The following is a 21,180-nucleotide window of genomic DNA, read 5'->3' as shown; positions in this document are numbered from 1 at the left end:
ACTGAACATGCCGTGCAGGGTTAAAGAGCTGAAGGCCATCCTTCAGACCAGGACACTGTGAGACGAAAAAAACAGGGCGTCTACTGTCAGAACTTACAGTCCGTTGATCACCGCGAAGGATGAAACCGGGGACTCATCGGCATCAGGCAAAACCCTGTGGGATATCAACAACCTCTGTTACAACCTCACGCTCGCAAACGTCGACTCATTCCTGGCCTGGCTCAATGCCGACAATGGGCCGGACAGCGGTGCGAGGACCATGGCTTGCGGGATTGGCATCATGGCGACTTGCTGGGTGGTGTTGGAACCTACGCGCTCGTCACGCGGCGGAATGCCGAAGTATTCGCGGTAGCACTTGGAGAAGTGCGGGGTGGAAACAAAACCGCACACCGAGGCAACTTCAATGATCGACATCGGCGTTTGCTTAAGCAGCTGCCGGGCACGGATCAGGCGCAATTTGAGGTAATAGCGCGACGGCGAGCAGTGCAGGTACTTCTGGAACAAGCGCTCCAGCTGACGCCTGGAAACAGCGACATAAACCGCCAGTTCATCAAGGTCGATGGGCTCTTCTAGGTTGGCTTCCATCAGCGCAACGATTTCCTGCAGCTTCGGCTGATTGGTGCCCAGCATGTGCTTGAGCGGCACGCGCTGGTGGTCCTGCTCGTTACGAATGCGCTCGTAGACGAACATTTCAGAAATGGCGGCCGACAGTTCACGACCATGGTCACGGCTGATCAGGTGCAGCATCATGTCCAGTGGCGCGGTGCCGCCGGAGCTGGTGAAGCGGTTACGATCCAGGGTAAACAGGCGAGTGCTCATGGCCACGCGGGGGAAGGCTTCCTGCATCGAGGCCAGACACTCCCAGTGCACGCTGCAATCGAAGCCATCGAGCAGACCCGCACACGCCAGCGCCCAACTGCCAGTGCATACGGCGCCGAGACGCTTGGACTGACGCGCCTGGCTCTGCAGCCAGCTGACGTGTTCACGAGTCACCGTGCGCTGAATGCCCACGCCGCCGCAGACAATCACCGTGTCCATCGCCGGAGCCTTGTGCATGGCCGCATCGGGAGTGATTTGCAGGCCATCGCTGGCCCAGACCTGACCGCCGTCGGCGCTCAGTGTGGTCCAGCGATACAATTCGCGACCTGACAACTGGTTTGCCATACGCAGGGGCTCAACCGCTGATGCGAGGGATATCAGAGTGAAGTTATCCAGCAGCAGAAAGCCGATGGATTGTGGTGCGCGATTCTGGGGTTGGGCCCCGGAGTTGAACGATGTCATCACAGTATCTCCTCACTAAGCGGTTGGAGGCCTCAGGCGGAGGCTCTTGTTATTGCCCCATACGAAGCAGGGCTTTGTGATGACAACGCAAATGCCATGCCTAAAGTTGAATGGCTATTCAATAACCCCTGAAAACGACGTCGCGATGCGTCTAGTCAGCAGCGACCTGAGTTGTCGATTAGCGACGTCCACACTTGTTGCGACCCGCGCTGTGCATGGCAGTTGAGCAATTCGGTAGCACTTGTGTGCCGGGATCCAAGAGGCATGTATCAGGATGTCACTCAACGCACGGCACAGCACAGATCCAGTGCCGACGAGACGTAGCACTGCGCCATGTTTAAGGGCTTGCGCGCCAAAAGGTGGCGGTCATCGGGGTGGGTGTTCGATAAGTGCGCACCTTTCAATCCAGCCCCATCGTATGCCTTTGCGGGAACTGTAGAAGGCTGCGAATGGATTGTCATTCCGACAGCTGTTTCGCAGCCTTCGGCAGCTCCTACAGAGACTGATAAGCGTCGGCTGGGGAACATAACACCCAAATGAACATCCAAAACCACCGTGATGAGTGGTTTAAGGGCTAACGGCAAGCGCTGCTGCGGCTGCTACGCTCTTGCTGTTACCTGCCGTGGTGCGCACATCATCAGGCATTTGCAACGCCTGTGGCACCCCGTAACGACACGCACATCCCCACCAACGTCGCCCGTGATTCCCTGAGTCCCGGTGCGATGGCTTATGCCGGTTTTAGCTGCGTTTGCGCGGCAAAAGAGACCTTACGGCATGGAAAAAACCTGTAAGCGACGTCACCGACACTGGATACGACGCCCTGTGTACTGGTTACGACGCCCCCTGTAGGCGTTTGATTTTTGCTGTTACATGATCGGTATCGACTCGTTCGCCAGCGCAGTGGAAGAGCCTTGATCAAACGCCTTGTACTTCAGCCGAAAAAAACACCAACCGTGTCAGCTCGCGAAGCTGATGACGAGAAAAAAACACCAAGGGAGTCCATATATGAAAGGTTCTAAATCGTTGCTACTGGCTGTTGCGCTGGGCTTACCAATGCTGGCGCAAGCCGCCGAGCCCGAGCAGTGCAGTACGGTCAACTTTTCGGATGTCGGCTGGACAGACATCACTGTCACCACCGCCGTCACCAGCGCCGTTCTCGAATCCCTCGGCTACAAAACCAAAACCACGATGATTTCCGTGCCCGTGACCTACAAGTCCCTGGCCGATGGCAAGAACATGGACGTGTTCCTTGGCAACTGGATGCCGACCATGGAAAACGACATCAAGCCTTATCGTGATGCAGGCACCGTCGAGACCATTCGCGCCAACCTCGAGGGCGCCAAATACACCCTCGCCGTCCCTGAAGAGCTATATAACAAAGGCCTGAAAGATTTCGCCGATATTGCCAAGTTCAAGAAAGAACTGGACGGCAAAATCTATGGCATCGAGCCTGGCAACGACGGCAATCGTCTGATCCAGAGCATGATCGACAAGAATGCTTTCGGCCTGAAAGACGCCGGTTTCAAAGTCGTTGAATCCAGCGAAGCAGGCATGCTCTCCCAGGTTGACCGCGCCCAACGCCGCAAGACCGCCGTGGTCTTCCTGGGCTGGGAGCCGCACCCGATGAACAACCGTTTCAAGATGAAGTACCTGACGGGTGGCGACGAGTATTTTGGTCCTAACTTCGGTCAGGCCACCATCTTCACCAACACCCGCAAGGGCTACGCCCAGGAATGCAGCAACGTTGGCCAACTGCTGAAAAACCTGTCGTTCACCCTCGACATGGAAAGCACGCTGATGGGCAAGGTTCTGGACGACAAGCAGAAGCCTGACGCCGCCGCCAAAGCCTGGCTCAAAGCCAACCCGCAAGTGCTCGATACCTGGCTGGCTGGCGTGACCACCATCGACGGCAAGCCTGGCCTGGAGGCAGCAAAAGCCAAGCTGACAAAGTAAGCAGACAGGCAGGCGGGTACGCCCGCCTGTTGTCCCCCTTTCCCCCCGCAAGCGGACAATCGATACCATGCTGACAGATCATAAAATCCCCTTAGGCGAGTACATCGCGGCCTTCGTAGACTGGCTGACCCAACACGGCGCCAGCACTTTCGATGCAATCGCGTCATCGCTTGAAACCATGATCCACGGCCTGACGTTTGCGCTGACTTGGTTCAACCCCTTCGTGCTGATCGGCCTGATCGCCCTCCTAGCGCACTTCATCCAGCGCAAATGGGGCCTGACCGCGTTCGTCGTCGCGTCGTTTCTGCTGATCCTCAATCTGGGCTACTGGGATCAAACCCTGGAGACCCTGGCACAAGTGCTGTTCGCGACCTTCGTCTGCGTCATCATCGGCGTGCCGCTGGGCATTGTTGCCGCGCACAAACCAATGTTCTACACCGTGATGCGACCGGTGCTGGATTTGATGCAAACCGTACCGACCTTTGTTTACCTGATCCCTACCCTGACGCTGTTCGGCCTGGGCGTAGTGCCCGGTCTGATTTCAACGGTGGTCTTCGCCATTGCTGCGCCGATCCGCCTGACGTATCTGGGTATCCGTGATGTACCCCATGAATTGCTCGATGCCGGTAAAGCCTTTGGCTCGTCGCGTCGTCAACTGCTGACGCGTATCGAACTGCCTTACGCCATGCCTAGCATCGCCGCCGGTATTACCCAGTGCATCATGCTGTCGTTGTCGATGGTGGTGATTGCCGCACTGGTGGGCGCCGATGGGCTGGGCAAACCCGTGGTCAACGCATTGAATACTGCTGACATCTCCCAAGGCTTCGAAGCAGGCCTGGCGATCGTATTGCTGGCAATCATGCTCGACCGTATCTGCAAACAACCCGAAGCAAAAGTGAGGGCTGACGCATGAGCATTATCAAATTCGATAACGTCGACGTTATCTTTGCCAATGATCCTCGCGAGGCACTCAAGCTGCTGGATGAAGGCTTGACCCGTGATCAGATCCTGAAGAAAACCGGCCTGATCGTCGGTGTCGAAAAAGCCAGCCTGGACATCGAGAAAGGCGAAATCTGTGTATTGATGGGCCTGTCCGGTTCGGGCAAATCCAGCCTGCTGCGCTGCATCAACGGCCTCAACACCGTGAGCCGTGGCGCACTGTATGTCGAGCACGAAGGCTCGCAAATCAACATCGCTAACTGCACACCGGCAGAGCTGAAACTGATGCGCACCAAACGCATCGCCATGGTCTTCCAGAAGTTCGCCCTGATGCCTTGGCTGACGGTGCGCGAGAACATCAGCTTTGGTCTGGAAATGCAGGGCCGACCCGAGAAAGAACGCCGCAAGCTGGTGGACGAAAAACTCGAACTGGTTGGCCTGACCCAGTGGCGCAACAAGAAGCCCGACGAACTCTCTGGCGGCATGCAGCAACGCGTTGGCCTGGCCCGTGCGCTGGCAATGGATGCCGACATTCTGTTGATGGACGAGCCGTTTTCGGCCCTCGACCCGCTGATCCGCCAAGGCTTGCAGGATGAGCTGCTGGCCCTGCAGAGCAAGCTGAATAAAACTATCGTGTTCGTCAGCCACGATCTGGACGAAGCGCTCAAGCTGGGCAGCCGGATCGCGATCATGAAAGACGGGCGCATCGTGCAGTACAGCGTGCCGGAGCAGATCGTGCTCAACCCTGCCGATGAGTACGTGCGTACCTTCGTCGCCCACACCAACCCGCTCAACGTGCTGTGCGGCCGCAGCCTCATGCGCACGCTGGATAACTGCACCCGGGTCAATGGCTCGGTGTGTCTGGACCCAAGCGTGGATTCGTGGCTCGAACTGGCCGAAGGCAACACCATCAAAGGTGCACGCCAGGGTGCCGGTCAACTCGACCTGCAAAACTGGGCACCGGGCCAACCGATGGACACCCTGGACCGCAAACCGACGCTGGTGCACTCCAACATCGGCATGCGCGACGCCCTGCAGATTCGTTATCAGACGGGTAACAAGCTGGTGCTGCAGGATGGCAACCAGGTGGTCGGGATTCTGGGAGATAGCGAGCTGTATCACGCGTTGCTCGGCAAGAATCTAGGCTGAGAGCAAATCTGTTGGAGCGAGGCTTGCCCGCGAAGAACGATGACGCGGTGTGCCAGGCATACCGTGGCGACTGATTCGCGGGCAAGCCTCGCTCCAACAGGGCTAAACACGCCCATCATTTTTTATTGATTGAACGTTCAATAAAAAATCTTTAGACTGGCTGAGCCTTTTCAGGGCAGAGCGATCAGTCAGGCGAATCAGGAGATTTAGTGAATGCCCAAGGTCGGTATGCAACCCATACGCCGTCAGCAGTTGATCCAGGCCACGCTTACTGCGGTCGATCAAGTCGGTATGGGCGACGCCAGCATTGCGCTGATTGCTCGTCTGGCAGGCGTCTCGAACGGCATCATCAGCCACTACTTTCAGGACAAGAACGGCCTGATCGCAGCCACCATGCGCCACCTGATGAATGCCTTGATCGTGAACGTACGTGAACGTCGTCACGCACTCACCGATGACAGCCCAAGGGCGCATCTGCAAGTGATCATCGAGGGCAACTTCGACGCCAGCCAGGTCAACGGCCCGGCAATGAAAACCTGGCTGGCCTTCTGGGCTACCAGCATGCATCACCCGTCATTGCACAGGTTGCAGCGGATCAACGATCACCGCCTGTATTCGAACCTGTGCTGTCAGTTCCGCCGCGTACTGGCACCGGAGCAAGCGCGTAGCGCGGCCCGCGGTCTCGCGGCACTGATCGACGGTTTATGGCTACGCGGCGCGCTATCGGGCGATGAGTTCGACACCGATCAGGCGCTGCAGATTGCCTACGAATACATGGATTTCCAACTGGCGAAAGCGGTGAGCTGAAACGTTTCACATTTGATGAGGCGAGCACCGAACGACTGCAACACGGCGTTGCCCAATCCGACACGGCAACCTGACGTCAGTCATCGCCAGCCACTCTGAATTTGCGAGGACTTTATGGCCCGTTTCGAACAGCAAAAACTTTACATCCACGGCGGCTATGTAGACGCCACCAGCAATGCGACCTTCGACGCCATCAACCCGGCCAACGGTGAGCTTTTGGCTCAGGTCCAGCGCGCCTCGAAAGAAGACGTTGAACGCGCCGTGGTCAGCGCCGAAAAAGGCCAGAAGATCTGGGCCGAAATGACCGCCATGGAGCGCTCACGCATCCTGCGCCGTGCCGTGGATATCCTGCGCGAACGCAACGATGAGCTGGCTGCACTGGAAACCCTGGACACCGGCAAAGCCTTCTCCGAAACCAAATACGTCGACATCGTGACCGGTGCCGATGTGCTGGAATATTACGCAGGCCTGGTACCCGCCATCGAAGGCGAGCAGATTCCGCTGCGCACTTCCTCGTTCGTTTACACCCGCCGCGAGCCGTTGGGCGTGGTTGCCGGTATCGGCGCCTGGAACTACCCGATCCAGATCGCTTTGTGGAAGTCCGCTCCGGCACTGGCTGCCGGTAATGCGATGATCTTCAAGCCGAGCGAAGTCACTTCGCTGACCACCTTGAAGCTGGCCGAAATCTACACCGAGGCAGGCGTGCCGGATGGCGTGTTCAACGTACTGCCAGGCACCGGCGCTGAAGTCGGCAGCTGGCTGACCGAGCACCCGCGCATCGAGAAAATCTCGTTCACCGGCGGCGTGCAAACCGGCAAGAAAGTCATGGCCAGCGCTTCGGGTTCGTCCCTGAAAGAAGTGACCATGGAACTGGGCGGCAAATCGCCGCTGATCATCTTCGACGACGCCGATCTGGATCGCGCTGCCGACGTTGCGATGATGGCCAACTTCTACAGCTCCGGCCAGGTCTGCACCAACGGCACTAGGGTCTTCGTACCCAACGCGTTGAAGAGCGCGTTTGAAGCAAAAATCCTGGAGCGCGTGAAGCGCATCCGTGTCGGTGACCCGGAAGACGAAAATACCAATTTCGGCCCGCTGGTCAGCTTCGCCCACATGGAAAACGTACTGGGCTACATCGCTTCCGGCAAAGAGCAAGGCGCACGCCTGCTGGCCGGTGGCGAGCGACTGACCGAAGGTGAACTGGCCAAGGGCGCTTATGTCGCGCCAACGGTTTTCACTGATTGCACTGACGACATGAAAATCGTCCAGGAAGAAATCTTCGGCCCGGTGATGAGCATCCTGGGTTATGACAATGAAGAAGAAGTCATCCGCCGCGCCAACGACACTGATTTCGGTCTGGCGGCAGGCATCGTCACCAAAGACCTGAACCGCGCTCACCGCGTGATTCACCAGCTTGAAGCCGGCATTTGCTGGATCAACGCCTGGGGCGAGTCCGACGCAAAAATGCCGGTGGGCGGCTACAAGCAGTCCGGTGTAGGTCGCGAAAACGGCATCAGCTCGCTGGCGCAGTACACGCGGATCAAGTCCGTTCAGGTTGAGTTGGGCGATTACGCTTCGGTGTTCTAGGAGCGCTCCCATCGGGCGGCGATTCAGTAGCCGCCCGAGAATCGGTAGGAGCGAACTTGTTCGCGATAAAGTCGGAACGACTTTCCTGCGGTGGTGTGTTCACCACCTTTTGCGACTGCTGCGCAGCCGATCGCGAACAAGTTCGCTCCTACCGGGACCGCGTAAACGTCAAACATTTTTTCAGAGGGTGCAGTAATGTCCCAGGAATTCGATTACATCATCATCGGCGCAGGTTCGGCCGGTAACACCTTGGCAGCCCGTCTCACCGAGGACGCAGGCGTCACCGTTCTGCTGCTGGAAGCCGGTGGCCCGGACTATCGTCTGGATTTCCGTACACAAATGCCGGCTGCTCTGGCATTCCCGCTTCAGGGCCGTCGCTACAACTGGGCCTACGAAACCGATCCAGAGCCACACATGGGCGGTCGTCGTATGGAATGCGGTCGCGGCAAAGGCCTCGGCGGCTCTTCGCTGATCAACGGCATGTGCTACATCCGCGGCAACGCGATGGACTACGATGGCTGGGCGAAGAACCCGGGTCTCGAAGACTGGACCTACGCTGACTGCCTGCCGTATTTCCGCAAGGCAGAAACTCGTGACATCGGCGCCAACGACTACCATGGCGGCGACGGTCCGGTCAGTGTAACCACGCCAAAAGCCGGCAACAATCCACTGTTCCACGCCATGGTAGAAGCCGGTGTGCAAGCCGGTTACCCGCGCACCGATGACCTCAACGGCTATCAGCAGGAAGGCTTTGGTCCAATGGACCGCACCGTAACGCCTAAAGGCCGCCGCGCCAGCACCGCTCGCGGTTATCTGGATGAAGCCAAGAAGCGTTCGACCCTGACCATCGTCACTCACGCGCTGACTGATCGAATCCTGTTCGACGGCAAGAAAGCCGTGGGCGTGAGCTACCTGGTCGGCGACAGCGATGCACGCATCGAAGCTAAAGCGCGTAAAGAAGTCTTGCTGTGCAGCGGCGCAATTGCTTCGCCTCAGATTCTGCAACGCTCCGGCGTAGGCCCGGCTGAAGTCCTGAACGCGCTGGATATCCCTGTGGTTCATGACCTGCCGGGCGTCGGTCAGAATCTTCAGGATCACTTGGAAATGTACCTGCAATATGCGTGCACTCAGCCAGTGTCGCTGTACCCATCGCTGCAGTGGTGGAACCAGCCTGCCATTGGTGCAGAGTGGATGTTCCTCGGCACCGGCATCGGCGCCAGCAACCAGTTCGAAGCGGGCGGTTTCATCCGTTCCAGCGAAGAATTCGAATGGCCGAATATTCAGTACCACTTTCTGCCGGTAGCGATTAACTACAACGGCACCAAGGGCGTTCAGGAGCATGGTTTCCAGGCTCACGTAGGCTCCATGCGTTCGCCAAGTCGCGGTCGTGTGCAGGTCAAATCGAAGAACCCGCGTGACTACCCGAGCATCCTGTTCAACTACATGGCCAGCGAGCAGGACTGGCAGGAATTCCGTGACGGCATTCGCCTGACCCGGGAAATCATGCAGCAGCCTGCACTTGATCAATACCGTGGCCGCGAAATCAGCCCCGGCATTGAAGTTCAGTCCGATGAAGACCTCGACACGTTCATCCGTGAACACGCCGAGACGGCATATCACCCATCCTGCTCGTGCAAAATGGGCAACGATGAAATGGCCGTGGTCGATGGCGAAGGTCGCGTGCATGGCATGCAGAGCCTGCGCGTCGTTGATGCGTCGATCATGCCGCTGATTACCACCGGCAACCTGAATGCACCAACGATCATGATCGCTGAGAAAATCGCCGACAAGATCCGTGGCCGCGCGCCACTGCCTCGCAGCACTGCGGACTACTTCGTAGCAGGTGACAAGCCAGCACGTGGCAAGCCGGTGCGGGAAGTGAGCCGTACTGCGCAGTAAAACCTGAAATACGTTACTTGTGGGAGACTCCATGTCTCCCCATGAAACTCAGTGACACCGCAGCCGATCCCACTGGATGGCTCAGAACCTGTGGGAGCTGGGCTTGCCCGCGATAAGAACGCCGCGATCTGAAGTGTGAACCGCGTCAGCCTTATCGCGAGCAAGCTCAGCTCCCACAACATCGCCCTTCCCCGCGCTTGATCCCGACATGGCCACAGGCCTAATCTAGCGCCATCCTGCATTGTTGCGGCTCGCGGCTGAAGCCGCTCCTACGACGAATGCAGAACCCGTAGGAGCGGCTTCAGCCGCGAGCCGCAACAACGCCCAAATCCCCCGCTCCACCCGAACAAGGATGATTCTGCATGTTCGATTTTTCCGCTCAGCTCAAGCAGCGGTTTACCGCCTTGCAGAGCCGCGCCCAGTTCTTTTCCGTGCGTTACGTCCGCCAGACCAGCCAGCACCTGTGCGTGCGCAAGAACGTCGCGGAACCGCCGCATTTGAGTTCCGACGAAGGCGCGATGCTGACCGTGCGCCTCAATGGCGTCGAAGCTTACGCCGCAACCCGGGATATTTCCCAACGGGGTCTGCAAGCCGCCCTGGAACAGGCCGAAGCCCACGCCCGCAGGCTCGCCCCTCACGCACTTCTGAACCTCAGCGATCAGCCCGTTGCGACCGCGCAGGCTGACTACTTGTCGCCACATTTGCAGGACGCCTTCCCGCCCCTGAGCGATTGCCTGCAGCTGCTGATGAGCGAATCCGGCGCCGTGCCCAAAGACGAGCGACTGGTGAACTGGCAAGTCACGCTGGGTCTGGAAAACGTCGAGCAGATTTACCTGAACAACGCAGGCGCACAGATTCGTCGGGCGCAGCGTTTTGTCTATCCGGGCATGACCGTCACCGCCTATGACGGCAGTGACAGCCAGACCCGCAGCCTGGGCCGGGACAACTTCGGCCAGCAAGGCGGCGCTGAGGTGATCGCCAACTGCGGACTGGTAGGCGCGGCCAGCAAAGTCGCCGACCAGGCACTGCAACTGATCATGGCTCCCAACACACCTAACGGCCCTCGCGACCTTCTGTTGACGCCCGACCAGATGATTCTGCAAATCCATGAGTCCATCGGCCACCCGCTGGAGTTGGACCGCATCCTCGGTGACGAGCGCAATTACGCTGGCACCAGCTTCGTCAAAGCCAGTGATTTCGGCCATCTGCAATACGGTTCTGAATTGCTCAACGTGACCTTCGACCCGGACATCCCCGAGCAGTTGGCGAGCTACAGCCATGACGACGACGGCACGCCCGCCAGCAAGCAGTTCCTGATTCGCAAAGGTGTGCTGGAAAGACCGTTGGGCGGCGCACTGTCGCAATACCGCGCTGACTTGCCAGGCGTTGCCAACAGCCGCGCGTGCAACTGGAATCGTCCGCCGATTGATCGTATGGCCAACCTCAACATCGAGCCTGGGGATAAGTCCCTCGACCAGTTGATCGGCAACATCGAGCACGGCGTGCTGATGTCCACCAACCGCTCGTGGTCCATCGACGACGCGCGCAACAAATTCCAGTTCGGTTGTGAGTGGGGCCAGTTGATCGAGAACGGCGAGCTCAAGGGCGTGGTGAAGAACCCGAATTACCGGGCGATTTCCGCGCAGTTCTGGAAAAACCTCAGCGCCGTGGGCGACGCCAGCACCTTCAAAGTGTTGGGCACGCCCAACTGCGGCAAAGGCGAACCCAATCAAGTGGTACGCGTGGGCCATGCCTCGCCCGCCTGTGTGTTCAAGCAAGTCGATGTATTCGGAGGGGATGCCTGATGTCGCATCAACAGCAGTTTCAGGCACTGATCGCAACGCTCAACGGCGCCATCAGCGATCAAGAACGCTTCACCCTCGTCTACAACGCCGAGGAGTCGGACTTCATCCGTTTCAATCACGCCAAGGTGCGTCAGGTCGGCCACGTGCAGCAGGCCAGCGTGACCCTCAAACTGATCGACGACGAGCGCCACGCCGACTTGCAACTGACCCTCAACGGCGACGGTCAACTGGATCGTCAGCGTTTGAGCGAGGCACTGCAGCAGTTACGGGAAACCGTGGCGCTGTTGCCGAAAGATCCGTACCTCAAACCCAACACCGAAGCCTGGCAAAGCACCAATGTTCAAGACGTGCCCTTGCCGGACAGTGAGCATGTGGTCGGTCAAATTGCTGAGCTTGGTGAAGGTCTTGATCTGGTCGGGTTCTATGCCGCGGGTCCGCTGTATCGCGGTTTCGCCAGTTCATGGGGCGCGTTTGGCTGGCATGAGGCGAACAGCTTCAATTTCGACTGGAGTCTGTTTCACGAAAACGGTCAGGCGGTCAAAGCCAACTATGCGGGGCATGACTGGAGCGACGAAGGTTTCGCGCGTCGTTTCGAGCTGGCTCGTGAGCAACTGGATCTTCTCGGCAGACCTCTGAAAACCCTCGCGCCGGGTCAATACCGTGCGTATCTGGCTCCGGCCGCCATGGATGAAATCATGGGCATGCTGTGTTGGGGCGGTTTCTCTGCGCAGTCGCTGGCGAATAAAACCAGCCCGCTGCAACGGCTGTACAGCGGCGATGCTCAGTTCAGCCCGCTGGTGAGCCTCGACGAGCAGGTCAGCGGTTCATTGTCGCCTGCGTTTTCCGGCGAAGGCTATCCACGTCGGGACCTGACGTTGATTCGTGAAGGCAAAGGCGTCGATCAGTTGGTAGGTTCTGCCAGTGCGGCCGAATATGGCTTGACGGCCAACGGCGCGGAGCCCTGGGAAGCGCCGAACTCGCTGAGCATGGCGGCAGGTAGCCTGGAACTGGAGCAGGTTCTGGAGAAGATCGGCACCGGGCTGTACATCGGCAACCTCTGGTACTTGAACTACTCCGACCAGCCTGCTGCGCGCCTGACCGGCATGACGCGCTTTGCGACGTTCTGGGTCGAAGACGGCAAGATCCAGGCGCCAGTCAGCACCATGCGTTTTGACGACAGCGCCTACAGCCTGCTGGGCAGCGCACTGGAAGATTTGACTAAAGAGCGGGAACTGATTCTGTCCACAAGTACCTATAGTGAGCGCCAGACAGCTTCCAGCCAGCTACCCGGTGCGTTAATCAGCAAGTTGACGTTGACGCTGTAACACCGCCGTCATCGCGCACCCCGCGACCTCGTAGGACCGGCTTTAGCCGGGAGGAGGTCCAAACAGACGAAAGCTTGTCGGCGCCTGTTGATCAGCCCTCCCGGCTAAAGCCGGTCCTACAAGATAGCGCGCCCCTGTGAGAGCAGAGCTTGGCCTGCTCTCACAGGCAACATTGATCAGCCCTAGGATCGTTTCCGACAACAGAGGACCCACATGCCGACCACAACCCCGCTTCTGGATGAAAAAACCCTGCGCTGGCTGCCTTGGGTAGTCGCTATCGCGTTCTTCATGCAGAGCCTGGACGGCACGATTCTCAATACCGCGCTGCCCTCCATGGCGCGCTCGCTCGCAGAAGATCCGCTGCGCATGCAATCGGTGGTCATCGCTTACATGCTGACCATCGCCTTGTTGATTCCTGCCTCAGGCTGGATCGCTGACCGGTTTGGTATCAAGCAGATTTTCTTCAGTGCGATCCTGCTCTTCAGCTTTGGCTCGCTGCTGTGCGCCATTTCCAACTCATTGGGCATGCTGGTGGGCGCACGGATTATTCAAGGTCTGGGCGGCGCGCTGATGCTGCCCATCGGACGCTTGATCGTATTACGCGCCTACCCACGTTCCGAGCTGGTGAGGATCATGAGCTTCATCACCCTGCCCGGCCTGCTGGGCCCGCTGATGGGTCCGACCATGGGCGGCTGGATGGTTGAATACATGAGCTGGCACTGGATCTTCCTGATCAACATTCCGGTAGGCATCCTCGGTTGCTGGGCGGTGCACCATTTCATCCCTGACCTGCCCGGCGGCGGACGTACGAAGTTTGACGGTATCGGCTTCGCGCTGTTTGGCTCGTCGATGGTGTTGATCACGATTGCCCTGGAGGGCCTTGGCGAATTGCATCTGCCGCACTTGCGGGTGGTGCTGCTGTTGTTCGCAGGCTTCGGTTGTCTGGCCGCGTATTGGCTGCGCGCCGGGCACGTGGAGTCGCCACTCTTCTCGCCCTCACTGTTTCGCACCCGTACCTTCGCGGTAGGCATTCTCGGCAACCTGTTCGCCCGACTGGGCAGCGGAGCCCTGCCGTTTCTCATGCCCCTGTTGCTGCAAGTGGCGCTGGGTTATTCGCCGTCACAAGCGGGGATGAGCATGCTGCCGCTGGCCGCTGCCGCGATGTTCGCCAAGTCGGTGGCCCGCTGGCTGATCGAGCGGCTGGGTTATCGAATGATCCTCACTGGCAACACGTTGATGCTGGGGATTCTGCTGTCGAGCATCGCCCTTGTGGACGCGCAAACGCCTTACTGGTTACTGCTGGTACATCTGGGTCTGCTGGGCGCGGTGAACTCGTTGCAATTCACCGCGATGAACACCGTCACTCTGATCGATCTGGATGACGCAAGCGCCGCCAGCGGCAACAGCTTACTGTCGGTGGTGGCGCAGTTATCCCTGAGCTTCGGCGTGGCGTGCGCGGCAGCGTTGCTGGGCGGCTTTACCGAACAGGTATCGACCGGCGAAGTGAGCAGCGTGCTGGGCGCGTTCCAGCTGACCTTCCTGACCGTAGGGGTGATGGCGATGCTGGCGGCGGGGATATTTCTGCAGTTGCCGTCGCGTGAGGTGAAAGCCAAGGCCCAACCTGACCGGTAGGAGCGAACTTGTTCGCGAGACGTCTGCCCTGCGTAAGCCGATCCATCCCTCGCGAACAAGTTCGCTCCTACCCGGGATTGCATTACTGCCACCCGGCGGGAGCGCGCCTGATGGCCACGTGACCTGATACACTGCGCGACATTTTGTTTTGCAGGCTCTTTACCGTGACTAACACCGCTTTCAATACTTTGCCCCTGTCCGCCCCCATGTTGGCTAACCTGGAGTCCCTTGGTTATGCCGAAATGACGCCGATTCAGGCGCAGAGCCTGCCGGTGATTCTCAAGGGTATGGACCTGATCGCTCAGGCCAAAACCGGTAGCGGCAAGACCGCTGCGTTCGGTATCGGCCTGCTTAACCCGATCAACCCGCGCTATTTCGGCTGTCAGGCGCTGGTGCTGTGCCCGACCCGTGAACTGGCTGACCAGGTCGCCAAGGAAATCCGTCGTCTGGCCCGCTCGGAAGACAACATAAAGGTCCTGACCCTGTGTGGCGGCGTGCCCTTTGGCCCGCAGATCGGCTCGCTGGAGCACGGCGCGCACATCATCGTTGGCACGCCGGGTCGTATTCAGCAGCACTTGCGCAAAGGCTCGCTGGTGCTGGATGGCCTGAACACGCTGATCCTCGATGAAGCCGACCGCATGCTGGACATGGGCTTCTACGACGCCATCGCCGACATCATCGAGCAGACTCCGAAGAAGCGTCAGACCCTGCTGTTCTCCGCAACTTACCCGGTGGGCATCAAGCAGCTGTCGTCCAAGTTCATGCGCGACCCGCAGACCGTCAAGGTCGAAGCGCTGCATGCTGACAGCCAGATCGAGCAGATTTTCTACGAAATTTCCCCGGAAGATCGTCTCGACGCCGTCGTGAAAGTCCTCGGTCATTTCCGTCCGCAATCCTGCGTTGCCTTCTGCTTCACCAAGCAGCAGTGCCAGGAAGTGGTCGATCACCTGACTGCCAAAGGTATTTCCGCCGTCGGCCTGCATGGCGACCTGGAACAGCGTGACCGCGATCAGGTGCTGGCGATGTTCGCCAACCGCAGTACGTCGGTGCTGGTTGCGACTGACGTTGCAGCCCGTGGTCTGGACATTGATGCGCTGGACATGGTGATCAACGTCGAACTGGCGCGTGATTCGGAAATGCACATTCACCGCGTCGGCCGTACCGGTCGTGCGGGTGAAAAAGGTGTTGCGGTCAGCCTTGTCGCCCCATCGGAAAGCCAGCGCGCGCGCGCCATTGAAGAACTCCAGAAAGCTTCGTTGCGCTGGGAACAGCTCGACAGCCTGAAGAACGCTGGCGGCTCGCAACTGATCCCGACCATGAGCACGCTGTGCATCGGTTCGGGCCGCAAGGACAAGCTGCGTCCGGGCGACATTCTGGGGGCACTGACGGGCGAAGCCGGTATTCCGGGTGCCCAGGTGGGCAAGATCGCGATCTTTGATTTCCAGGCCTATGTGGCCGTTGAACGCAGCGTCGCCAAGCAAGCGCTGGAGCGCTTGAACAACGGCAAGATCAAAGGCAAATCGCTGCGCGTCCGGATTTTGTAAGCTCATCACAAAACCTCGCGGCTAAAGCCGCTCCTACGGGAGACGATGTACCCGTAGGAGCGGCTTTAGCCGCGAGGCGTCACTTCAGACACCCGAGGAAATCGCTTTGCCCGTTACTGACGTTGTGATCATTGGCGCTGGCGCCGCAGGTTTGATGTGCGCGCTCACCGCTGCTGGCCGTGGCCGCAAGGTGATGCTGATCGATCATGCCAACAAGCCCGGCAAGAAAATCCTCATGTCCGGTGGTGGGCGCTGTAATTTCACCAACATGTACACCGAGCCGAGCAACTTCCTCTCGCAGAACCCGCACTTCTGCAAATCGGCGCTGGCGCGTTACACCCAGTGGGATTTCATCGGGCTGGTGGGCAAACACGGCGTGCCGTATCACGAGAAAAAGCTCGGGCAGTTGTTCTGCGACAACAAGTCCAGCGACATCCTCGAAATGCTCCTCGACGAATGCAAACAGGCCGGTGCCAGCCTGCACATGGACACGTCCGTGCAGCAGATCGAGAAAACCGAAACGGGTTATACGCTGACCACGACACTGGGCACGATCAACTGTGAATCGCTGGTCATCGCCACCGGCGGGCTGTCGATCCCGACCTTGGGCGCGACAGGCTTTGGTTATCAGGTAGGCAAGCAGTTCGGCCATACCTTGCTGCCAACGCGCGCCGGGCTGGTGCCGTTCACCATCACCGACCAGCTCAAAGAGCTGTGCACCGAGCTGTCCGGCACGTCGGTGGATTGCCTGGTCAGTTGCAACGACACGAGCTTCCGCGAAAACATCCTGTTCACCCACCGTGGTCTCAGCGGCCCGGCGATTTTGCAGATTTCTTCGTTCTGGCATCCCGGTGACGCGGTGGAAATCAATCTGCTGCCCGACCACGATGTCCCGAGCTGGCTAAACGAGCAACAAGCCGAGCGGCCCAACAGCGAATTGAAAACCCTGCTGGGGGAGATCTTCACCAAGAAGATGGCCAACTTGATTGCCGAGCAGTGGTTTGTGTCCAAGCCTATGAAGCAATACACCCATGCCGAACTGGCCGACATCGCGACAAAGCTGGCGTCCTGGCAGGTTGTACCGGCCGGGACGGAAGGCTATCGCACCGCAGAGGTAACGCTGGGCGGGATCGATACGCGGGAAGTGTCCTCCAAGACGATGGAATCCCTGAAGTCACCGGGGCTGTATTTTATCGGTGAGGTGCTGGACGTCAGCGGTCATCTGGGCGGCTTCAACTTCCAGTGGGCCTGGGCCTCGGGGTATGCGGCTGCGCAGTTTGTTTAATGACCGATTAATACCCATTCCGTTGGAGCGAGGCTTGCCCGCGAAGAACGATAACGCGGTGTGTCTGCAAAACCGCGTCGACTGATTCGCGGGCAAGCCTCGCGCCCACAGGATCTACGCTATCTCGTAGGACCGGCTTTAGCCGGGAGGGCGTCATTCCAGTCAAAGAAATTTTGCGGCTGTACCGGCCTCCTCCCGGCTAAAGCCGGTCCTACGACGCAGATGGCGCGCCCCTTCACCTAATAAATCTCGCCAACCGGATGTACAGATGCGGCCAAGGCCTGTACATATCCAGTTCAGCATTGATCAATCGTGAAACAGCTCCTTTATGGCATCGAAATCTCTTCGTCATACCTTCCGCCGTCTGTGGGCGCTGGATAAGTTCAGTTACAGCGTTCGCGTCTTCATTGCGCTGACCGGCAGCATGGCGCTGTGCTGGTATCAGAATGAAATGGGCTTGCTGATTCCGCTGTTTCTGGGAATTATCGCCTGCGCCCTGGCCGAGACCGATGACAGCTGGCAAGGCCGTCTCAACGCACTGGCGGTGACGCTGGTGTGTTTCAGCATTGCCGCCATGGCCGTTGAGTTGTTGTTTCCTTATCCGTGGATCTTTGCCATATCACTGGCGATTGCCAGTTTTGCGCTGACCATGCTCGGCGCGCTGGGCGAGCGTTATAGCGCGATTGCCTACGGCACTTTGATTCTCTCCGTTTACACCATGATTGGCGTCGATCAGCGGGGCGGCGAAGTGCTGGACTTCTGGCACGAACCGATGCTGCTGGTCGCGGGCGCAGCGTGGTATGGCTTGCTGTCGGTGTTGTGGCAAATGCTGTTTTCCAACCAGCCGGTGCAACAGGCCCTGGCGCGGCTGTTTCGCGAACTGGGTCAGTACTTGAAATTGAAGTCGAGCCTCTTCGAGCCGATTCGCCAACTGGACGTCGAAGCTCGCCGTCTGGAACTGGCCCAGCAAAACGGTCGGGTCGTGGCGGCACTGAACGCCACCAAGGAAATCATTCTGCATCGGGTGGGCAACGGTCGGCCCGGTTCGAAAGTCAGCCGTTACCTGAAGCTGTATTTCATCGCTCAGGACATCCACGAGCGCGCCAGTTCATCGCACTACCCTTACAACTCACTGGCCGAAGCCTTTTTCCACAGCGACGTTCTATTCCGCTGTCAGCGCCTCCTGCGGCAGCAGGGCTCGGCCTGTCAGGCCTTGTCAGAGTCGATCCAGCTACGTCAGCCATTCGTCTACAACGACAGCTTCGCCTATGCGATGGAAGACTTGCGCGCCTCGCTGGAGCATTTGCGCATTCAGAGCAACCCGGCATGGCGCGGCCTGCTGCGCTCGCTGCGTGCGTTGGCGAACAATCTGGAAACCCTGGACAGGCTGCTCAGCGATGCCAGCAATCCCGATGCCGTGGCCGACGCGACCGACAGCTCCCTGCTGGACCGCTCGCCGCGGACCTTCAAGGACGCCTGGACCCGACTGCGCCTGCAAATGACCCCGACGTCCTTACTGTTCCGCCATGCTTTACGCCTGCCGCTGGCGCTGGTAGTCGGCTACGCAATGGTGCATTTGATTCATCCGTCGCAAGGCTACTGGATCATCCTCACCACGGTGTTTGTCTGCCAGCCAAGTTACGGCGCAACACGCCGCAAGCTGGGCCAGCGAATCATTGGCACCGCCATTGGCCTGACCATCGGCTGGGCGCTGTTTGATCTGGTCACCAGCCCGATCCTGCAATCGATGTGTGCGGTGCTGGCGGGCGTGGTGTTCTTCGTCAATCGCACCACGCGTTACACGCTCTCTACGGCGGCAATCACCATCATGGTGTTGTTCTGCTTCAATCAGGTCGGCGACGGCTATGGGCTGTTCCTGCCACGCCTGTTCGATACCCTGCTGGGCAGCCTGATCGCAGGGCTTGCGGTGTTCCTGTTCCTGCCGGACTGGCAAGGTCGAAGGCTGAACAAAGTGCTTGCCAATACTCTGACCTGCAACAGCATTTATCTGCGCCAGATCATGCAGCAATATGCCAAAGGCAAGAGCGACGACCTGGCTTATCGCCTAGCCCGACGTAACGCCCACAACGCCGACGCAGCGCTGTCCACCACACTGGCCAACATGCTGATGGAACCAGGCCATTTCCGTAAGGAAGCAGACGTAGGTTTTCGTTTTCTGGTGCTCTCGCACACCTTGTTGAGCTATCTGTCAGGGCTGGGCGCGCACCGTGAAACGCAGCTACCGGCCGAAGTCCACGAGCACTTGATCAACGGCGCGGGTACGACGCTGGCGGCCAGTATCGATGAAATCGCCCAAGGCCTCGCCGAGAAGCAGCCGGTGGCGATTCACAGCGACACTGAAGAGGCGCTGGCCACTGAACTTGAGCAAATGCCTGATGAGCTGGATGAAAGTCAACGCTTGGTGCAGACCCAACTGGCGCTGATCTGCCGTCAACTGGGGCCGTTGCGGACCTTGGCGGCGCATTTGATCAAGGTGCCGGAGCCTGTTACTACAGACCATGTCGCTTGAAGATTTCCGCGTAGCTGCCATCGGCTTTCATGGCGGCAATTTCCCGATTGAAGTCAGCAACGATCCCCTGATGTTTCGGGTTCTTGTGACTGACCAGAATATGCAGGCTGTTTTCGCTCAGTGATTTAGGCAGAAACTGCAACTTGTCACGGGTGCTCTGGGGCTCGGCCGCCAGGTAATAACGCGCGACATATTCGTCTTCCACGGCCAGATCAACACGCCCCGCCACGACCATGCGCAGCGCCATGGAAAAGTTGTTCACCGGCACCTTTTCCAGCAGATCGTCGTTATCGAACTCGGCGGAATAGCTGTAGCCCCTGACGACTGCAATGGGCCGCTCGTACAACTGGCTCAGATCCTGAAACTGCACGCTGGAGCGGGCGCGCTTGAGGAAGCGAACGCGATTGAGCAAGTACTCCTCCGAGAAGTCACCGATGCGGGTGCGCTCTTCGCTGAACCAGGCGTTGATCAGCACGTCATAACGCCCCTCCTCGACCCCGAGCAACGCGCGCGCCCATGGCACCTGTTCGTACTCGGTGCTGTATCCGGCACGTTGCAATGCGGTGCTGACCAGATCACTTGCCAGGCCATTATTGAGTAATGAAGCGTCCGTAAAAGGCGGCCAGGCATCGGCCACCAAGCGCAATCTCTCGTCTGCGCTGGCCTGAGCCATCAACAGCAATCCCAGCAAAGCTATGGCTCGAAGCACACACGACATGCTCATCTCCCTGAGACGGGCAACGCCCGGATAATTGCAGCCAATGACCGGGAAAACCGGTGATGGCATGTAGCCTCATTGAAGCTGCATAAAGCCCTTTTCACAACTCACGTTCAGATGACATTACGTGCGGCGCTCCGCAAAAACCCTTGAAGGGTTATCGGCAACCCGCACGAAACATTCACAGGCTATTCGTTGCAGGGTTTCATTGGGTATCTGACCGGATGAGTTAGTATTCGCTCAACGTTTCTTCACCGAGTCAGTGACATGCCAATTAACTGGATCTGCAAACACCACACCGATCTGAGCAAGGAGCAGCTTTACGCCATCCTGCAATTACGCGCGGAGGTGTTCGTGGTCGAGCAGCAATGCGTTTATCTGGATGTCGACGGCCAGGATCTGATGGGTGATACCTGCCATTTGATGGCTTGGCAGGAAGACAGGCTGGTTGCCTATTTGCGCTTGCTCGATCCTATCCAGCAAGGTGGTGACGTGACCATTGGCCGCGTTGTGACGGCACCCTCGATACGCAGCCGTGGCATTGGTCATGAGCTGATGGAGCAGGCGCTGGAAAACGCAGAGAAAACCTGGCCCGACCAGCCGATCTATCTGTCAGCTCAGGCGCACTTGCAGGGCTATTACGCCCGTTACGGCTTCGAGCCGGTGGGCGATGTGTATCTGGAGGACGAAATTCCCCACATCGGGATGCGCCGCGATCTCGAGTAA

15 protein-coding genes are annotated in these 21,180 nt (G+C 58.7%); 13 read left to right on the top strand and 2 right to left on the bottom strand.

The features are described 5' to 3' along the window. Positions 1-177: 177 nt before the first annotated feature. Entirely contained in the window at positions 178-1,281 is a 1,104-nt protein-coding gene (locus AO242_RS06110) for a GlxA family transcriptional regulator (RefSeq protein ID WP_027899603.1), read from the bottom strand. A 1,005-nt stretch (positions 1,282-2,286) separates the two neighbouring features. Here AO242_RS06110 and AO242_RS06105 point away from each other — a divergent pair. The 12 genes from AO242_RS06105 to yccS all read left to right on the top strand — a co-directional run bounded on the left by AO242_RS06105 (position 2,287) and on the right by yccS (position 19,736). Beyond that, entirely contained in the window at positions 2,287-3,234 is a 948-nt protein-coding gene (locus AO242_RS06105) for a choline ABC transporter substrate-binding protein (protein WP_027899604.1), read from the top strand. Positions 3,235-3,301: 67 nt separating this feature from the next. Beyond that, a complete protein-coding gene (gene choW / locus AO242_RS06100; protein ID WP_027899605.1) occupies positions 3,302-4,147 on the top strand; it encodes a choline ABC transporter permease subunit in 846 nt (281 codons plus the stop codon). After that, positions 4,144-5,322, top strand: a complete 1,179-nt coding sequence (choV, locus tag AO242_RS06095) for a choline ABC transporter ATP-binding protein (protein WP_027899606.1) — start codon at positions 4,144-4,146, stop codon at positions 5,320-5,322. The genes choW and choV overlap by 4 nt, the downstream gene beginning before the upstream one ends. 213 nt (positions 5,323-5,535) lie before the next feature. Continuing rightward, entirely contained in the window at positions 5,536-6,129 is a 594-nt protein-coding gene (gene betI, locus AO242_RS06090; RefSeq protein WP_027898231.1) for a transcriptional regulator BetI, read from the top strand. 114 nt (positions 6,130-6,243) lie between these two features. Next, positions 6,244-7,716: a betaine-aldehyde dehydrogenase gene (betB, locus tag AO242_RS06085; RefSeq protein WP_099268062.1), complete on the top strand. Its 1,473-nt coding sequence runs from the start codon at positions 6,244-6,246 to the stop codon at positions 7,714-7,716. A 195-nt stretch (positions 7,717-7,911) separates the two neighbouring features. Next, complete coding sequence (gene betA, locus AO242_RS06080; protein ID WP_099268061.1) at positions 7,912-9,615, top strand: choline dehydrogenase; 1,704 nt, start codon at positions 7,912-7,914, stop codon at positions 9,613-9,615. Positions 9,616-9,977: 362 nt separating this feature from the next. After that, positions 9,978-11,420 (top strand): TldD/PmbA family protein, encoded by a 1,443-nt coding sequence (locus AO242_RS06075; RefSeq protein WP_099268060.1) that lies wholly within the window; start codon positions 9,978-9,980, stop codon positions 11,418-11,420. Then, a complete protein-coding gene (locus AO242_RS06070; protein WP_099268059.1) occupies positions 11,420-12,745 on the top strand; it encodes a TldD/PmbA family protein in 1,326 nt (441 codons plus the stop codon). The genes AO242_RS06075 and AO242_RS06070 overlap by 1 nt, the downstream gene beginning before the upstream one ends. Positions 12,746-12,958: 213 nt before the next feature. After that, positions 12,959-14,377, top strand: a complete 1,419-nt coding sequence (mdtD, locus tag AO242_RS06065; RefSeq protein ID WP_099268058.1) for a multidrug transporter subunit MdtD — start codon at positions 12,959-12,961, stop codon at positions 14,375-14,377. 164 nt (positions 14,378-14,541) lie between these two features. After that, the gene (gene dbpA / locus AO242_RS06060; RefSeq protein ID WP_099268057.1) at positions 14,542-15,921 is read left to right on the top strand and encodes an ATP-dependent RNA helicase DbpA; all 1,380 of its coding nucleotides are present in this window, start codon (positions 14,542-14,544) and stop codon (positions 15,919-15,921) included. Positions 15,922-16,027: 106 nt separating this feature from the next. Then, on the top strand, positions 16,028-17,206 hold the full coding sequence (locus AO242_RS06055; protein WP_099268056.1) for an NAD(P)/FAD-dependent oxidoreductase: 1,179 nt from the start codon (positions 16,028-16,030) through the stop codon (positions 17,204-17,206). A 328-nt stretch (positions 17,207-17,534) separates the two neighbouring features. Then, on the top strand, positions 17,535-19,736 hold the full coding sequence (gene yccS / locus AO242_RS06045; protein ID WP_099268055.1) for a YccS family putative transporter: 2,202 nt from the start codon (positions 17,535-17,537) through the stop codon (positions 19,734-19,736). Here yccS and AO242_RS06040 read toward each other — a convergent pair. Next, positions 19,717-20,454 carry a substrate-binding periplasmic protein gene (locus AO242_RS06040; protein ID WP_099268089.1) on the bottom strand — a complete coding sequence of 246 codons (738 nt, stop codon included), beginning with the start codon at positions 20,452-20,454 and terminating at the stop codon, positions 19,717-19,719. The two genes, yccS and AO242_RS06040, sit on opposite strands and share 20 nt — an antisense overlap. Before the next feature lie 267 nt (positions 20,455-20,721). On the opposite strand from AO242_RS06040, the gene AO242_RS06035 reads away from it, so the two are divergent. Then, positions 20,722-21,180, top strand: a complete 459-nt coding sequence (locus tag AO242_RS06035; RefSeq protein WP_095092431.1) for a GNAT family N-acetyltransferase — start codon at positions 20,722-20,724, stop codon at positions 21,178-21,180.

Origin of the sequence: Pseudomonas sp. ICMP 561 (assembly GCF_002699985.1) — a bacterium.
Taxonomy (GTDB): Bacteria; Pseudomonadota; Gammaproteobacteria; order Pseudomonadales; family Pseudomonadaceae; genus Aquipseudomonas; species Aquipseudomonas quasicaspiana.
The sequence above is the reverse complement of the archived record's forward strand: the minus strand, read 5'-3'. Positions and strand labels throughout refer to the sequence as shown.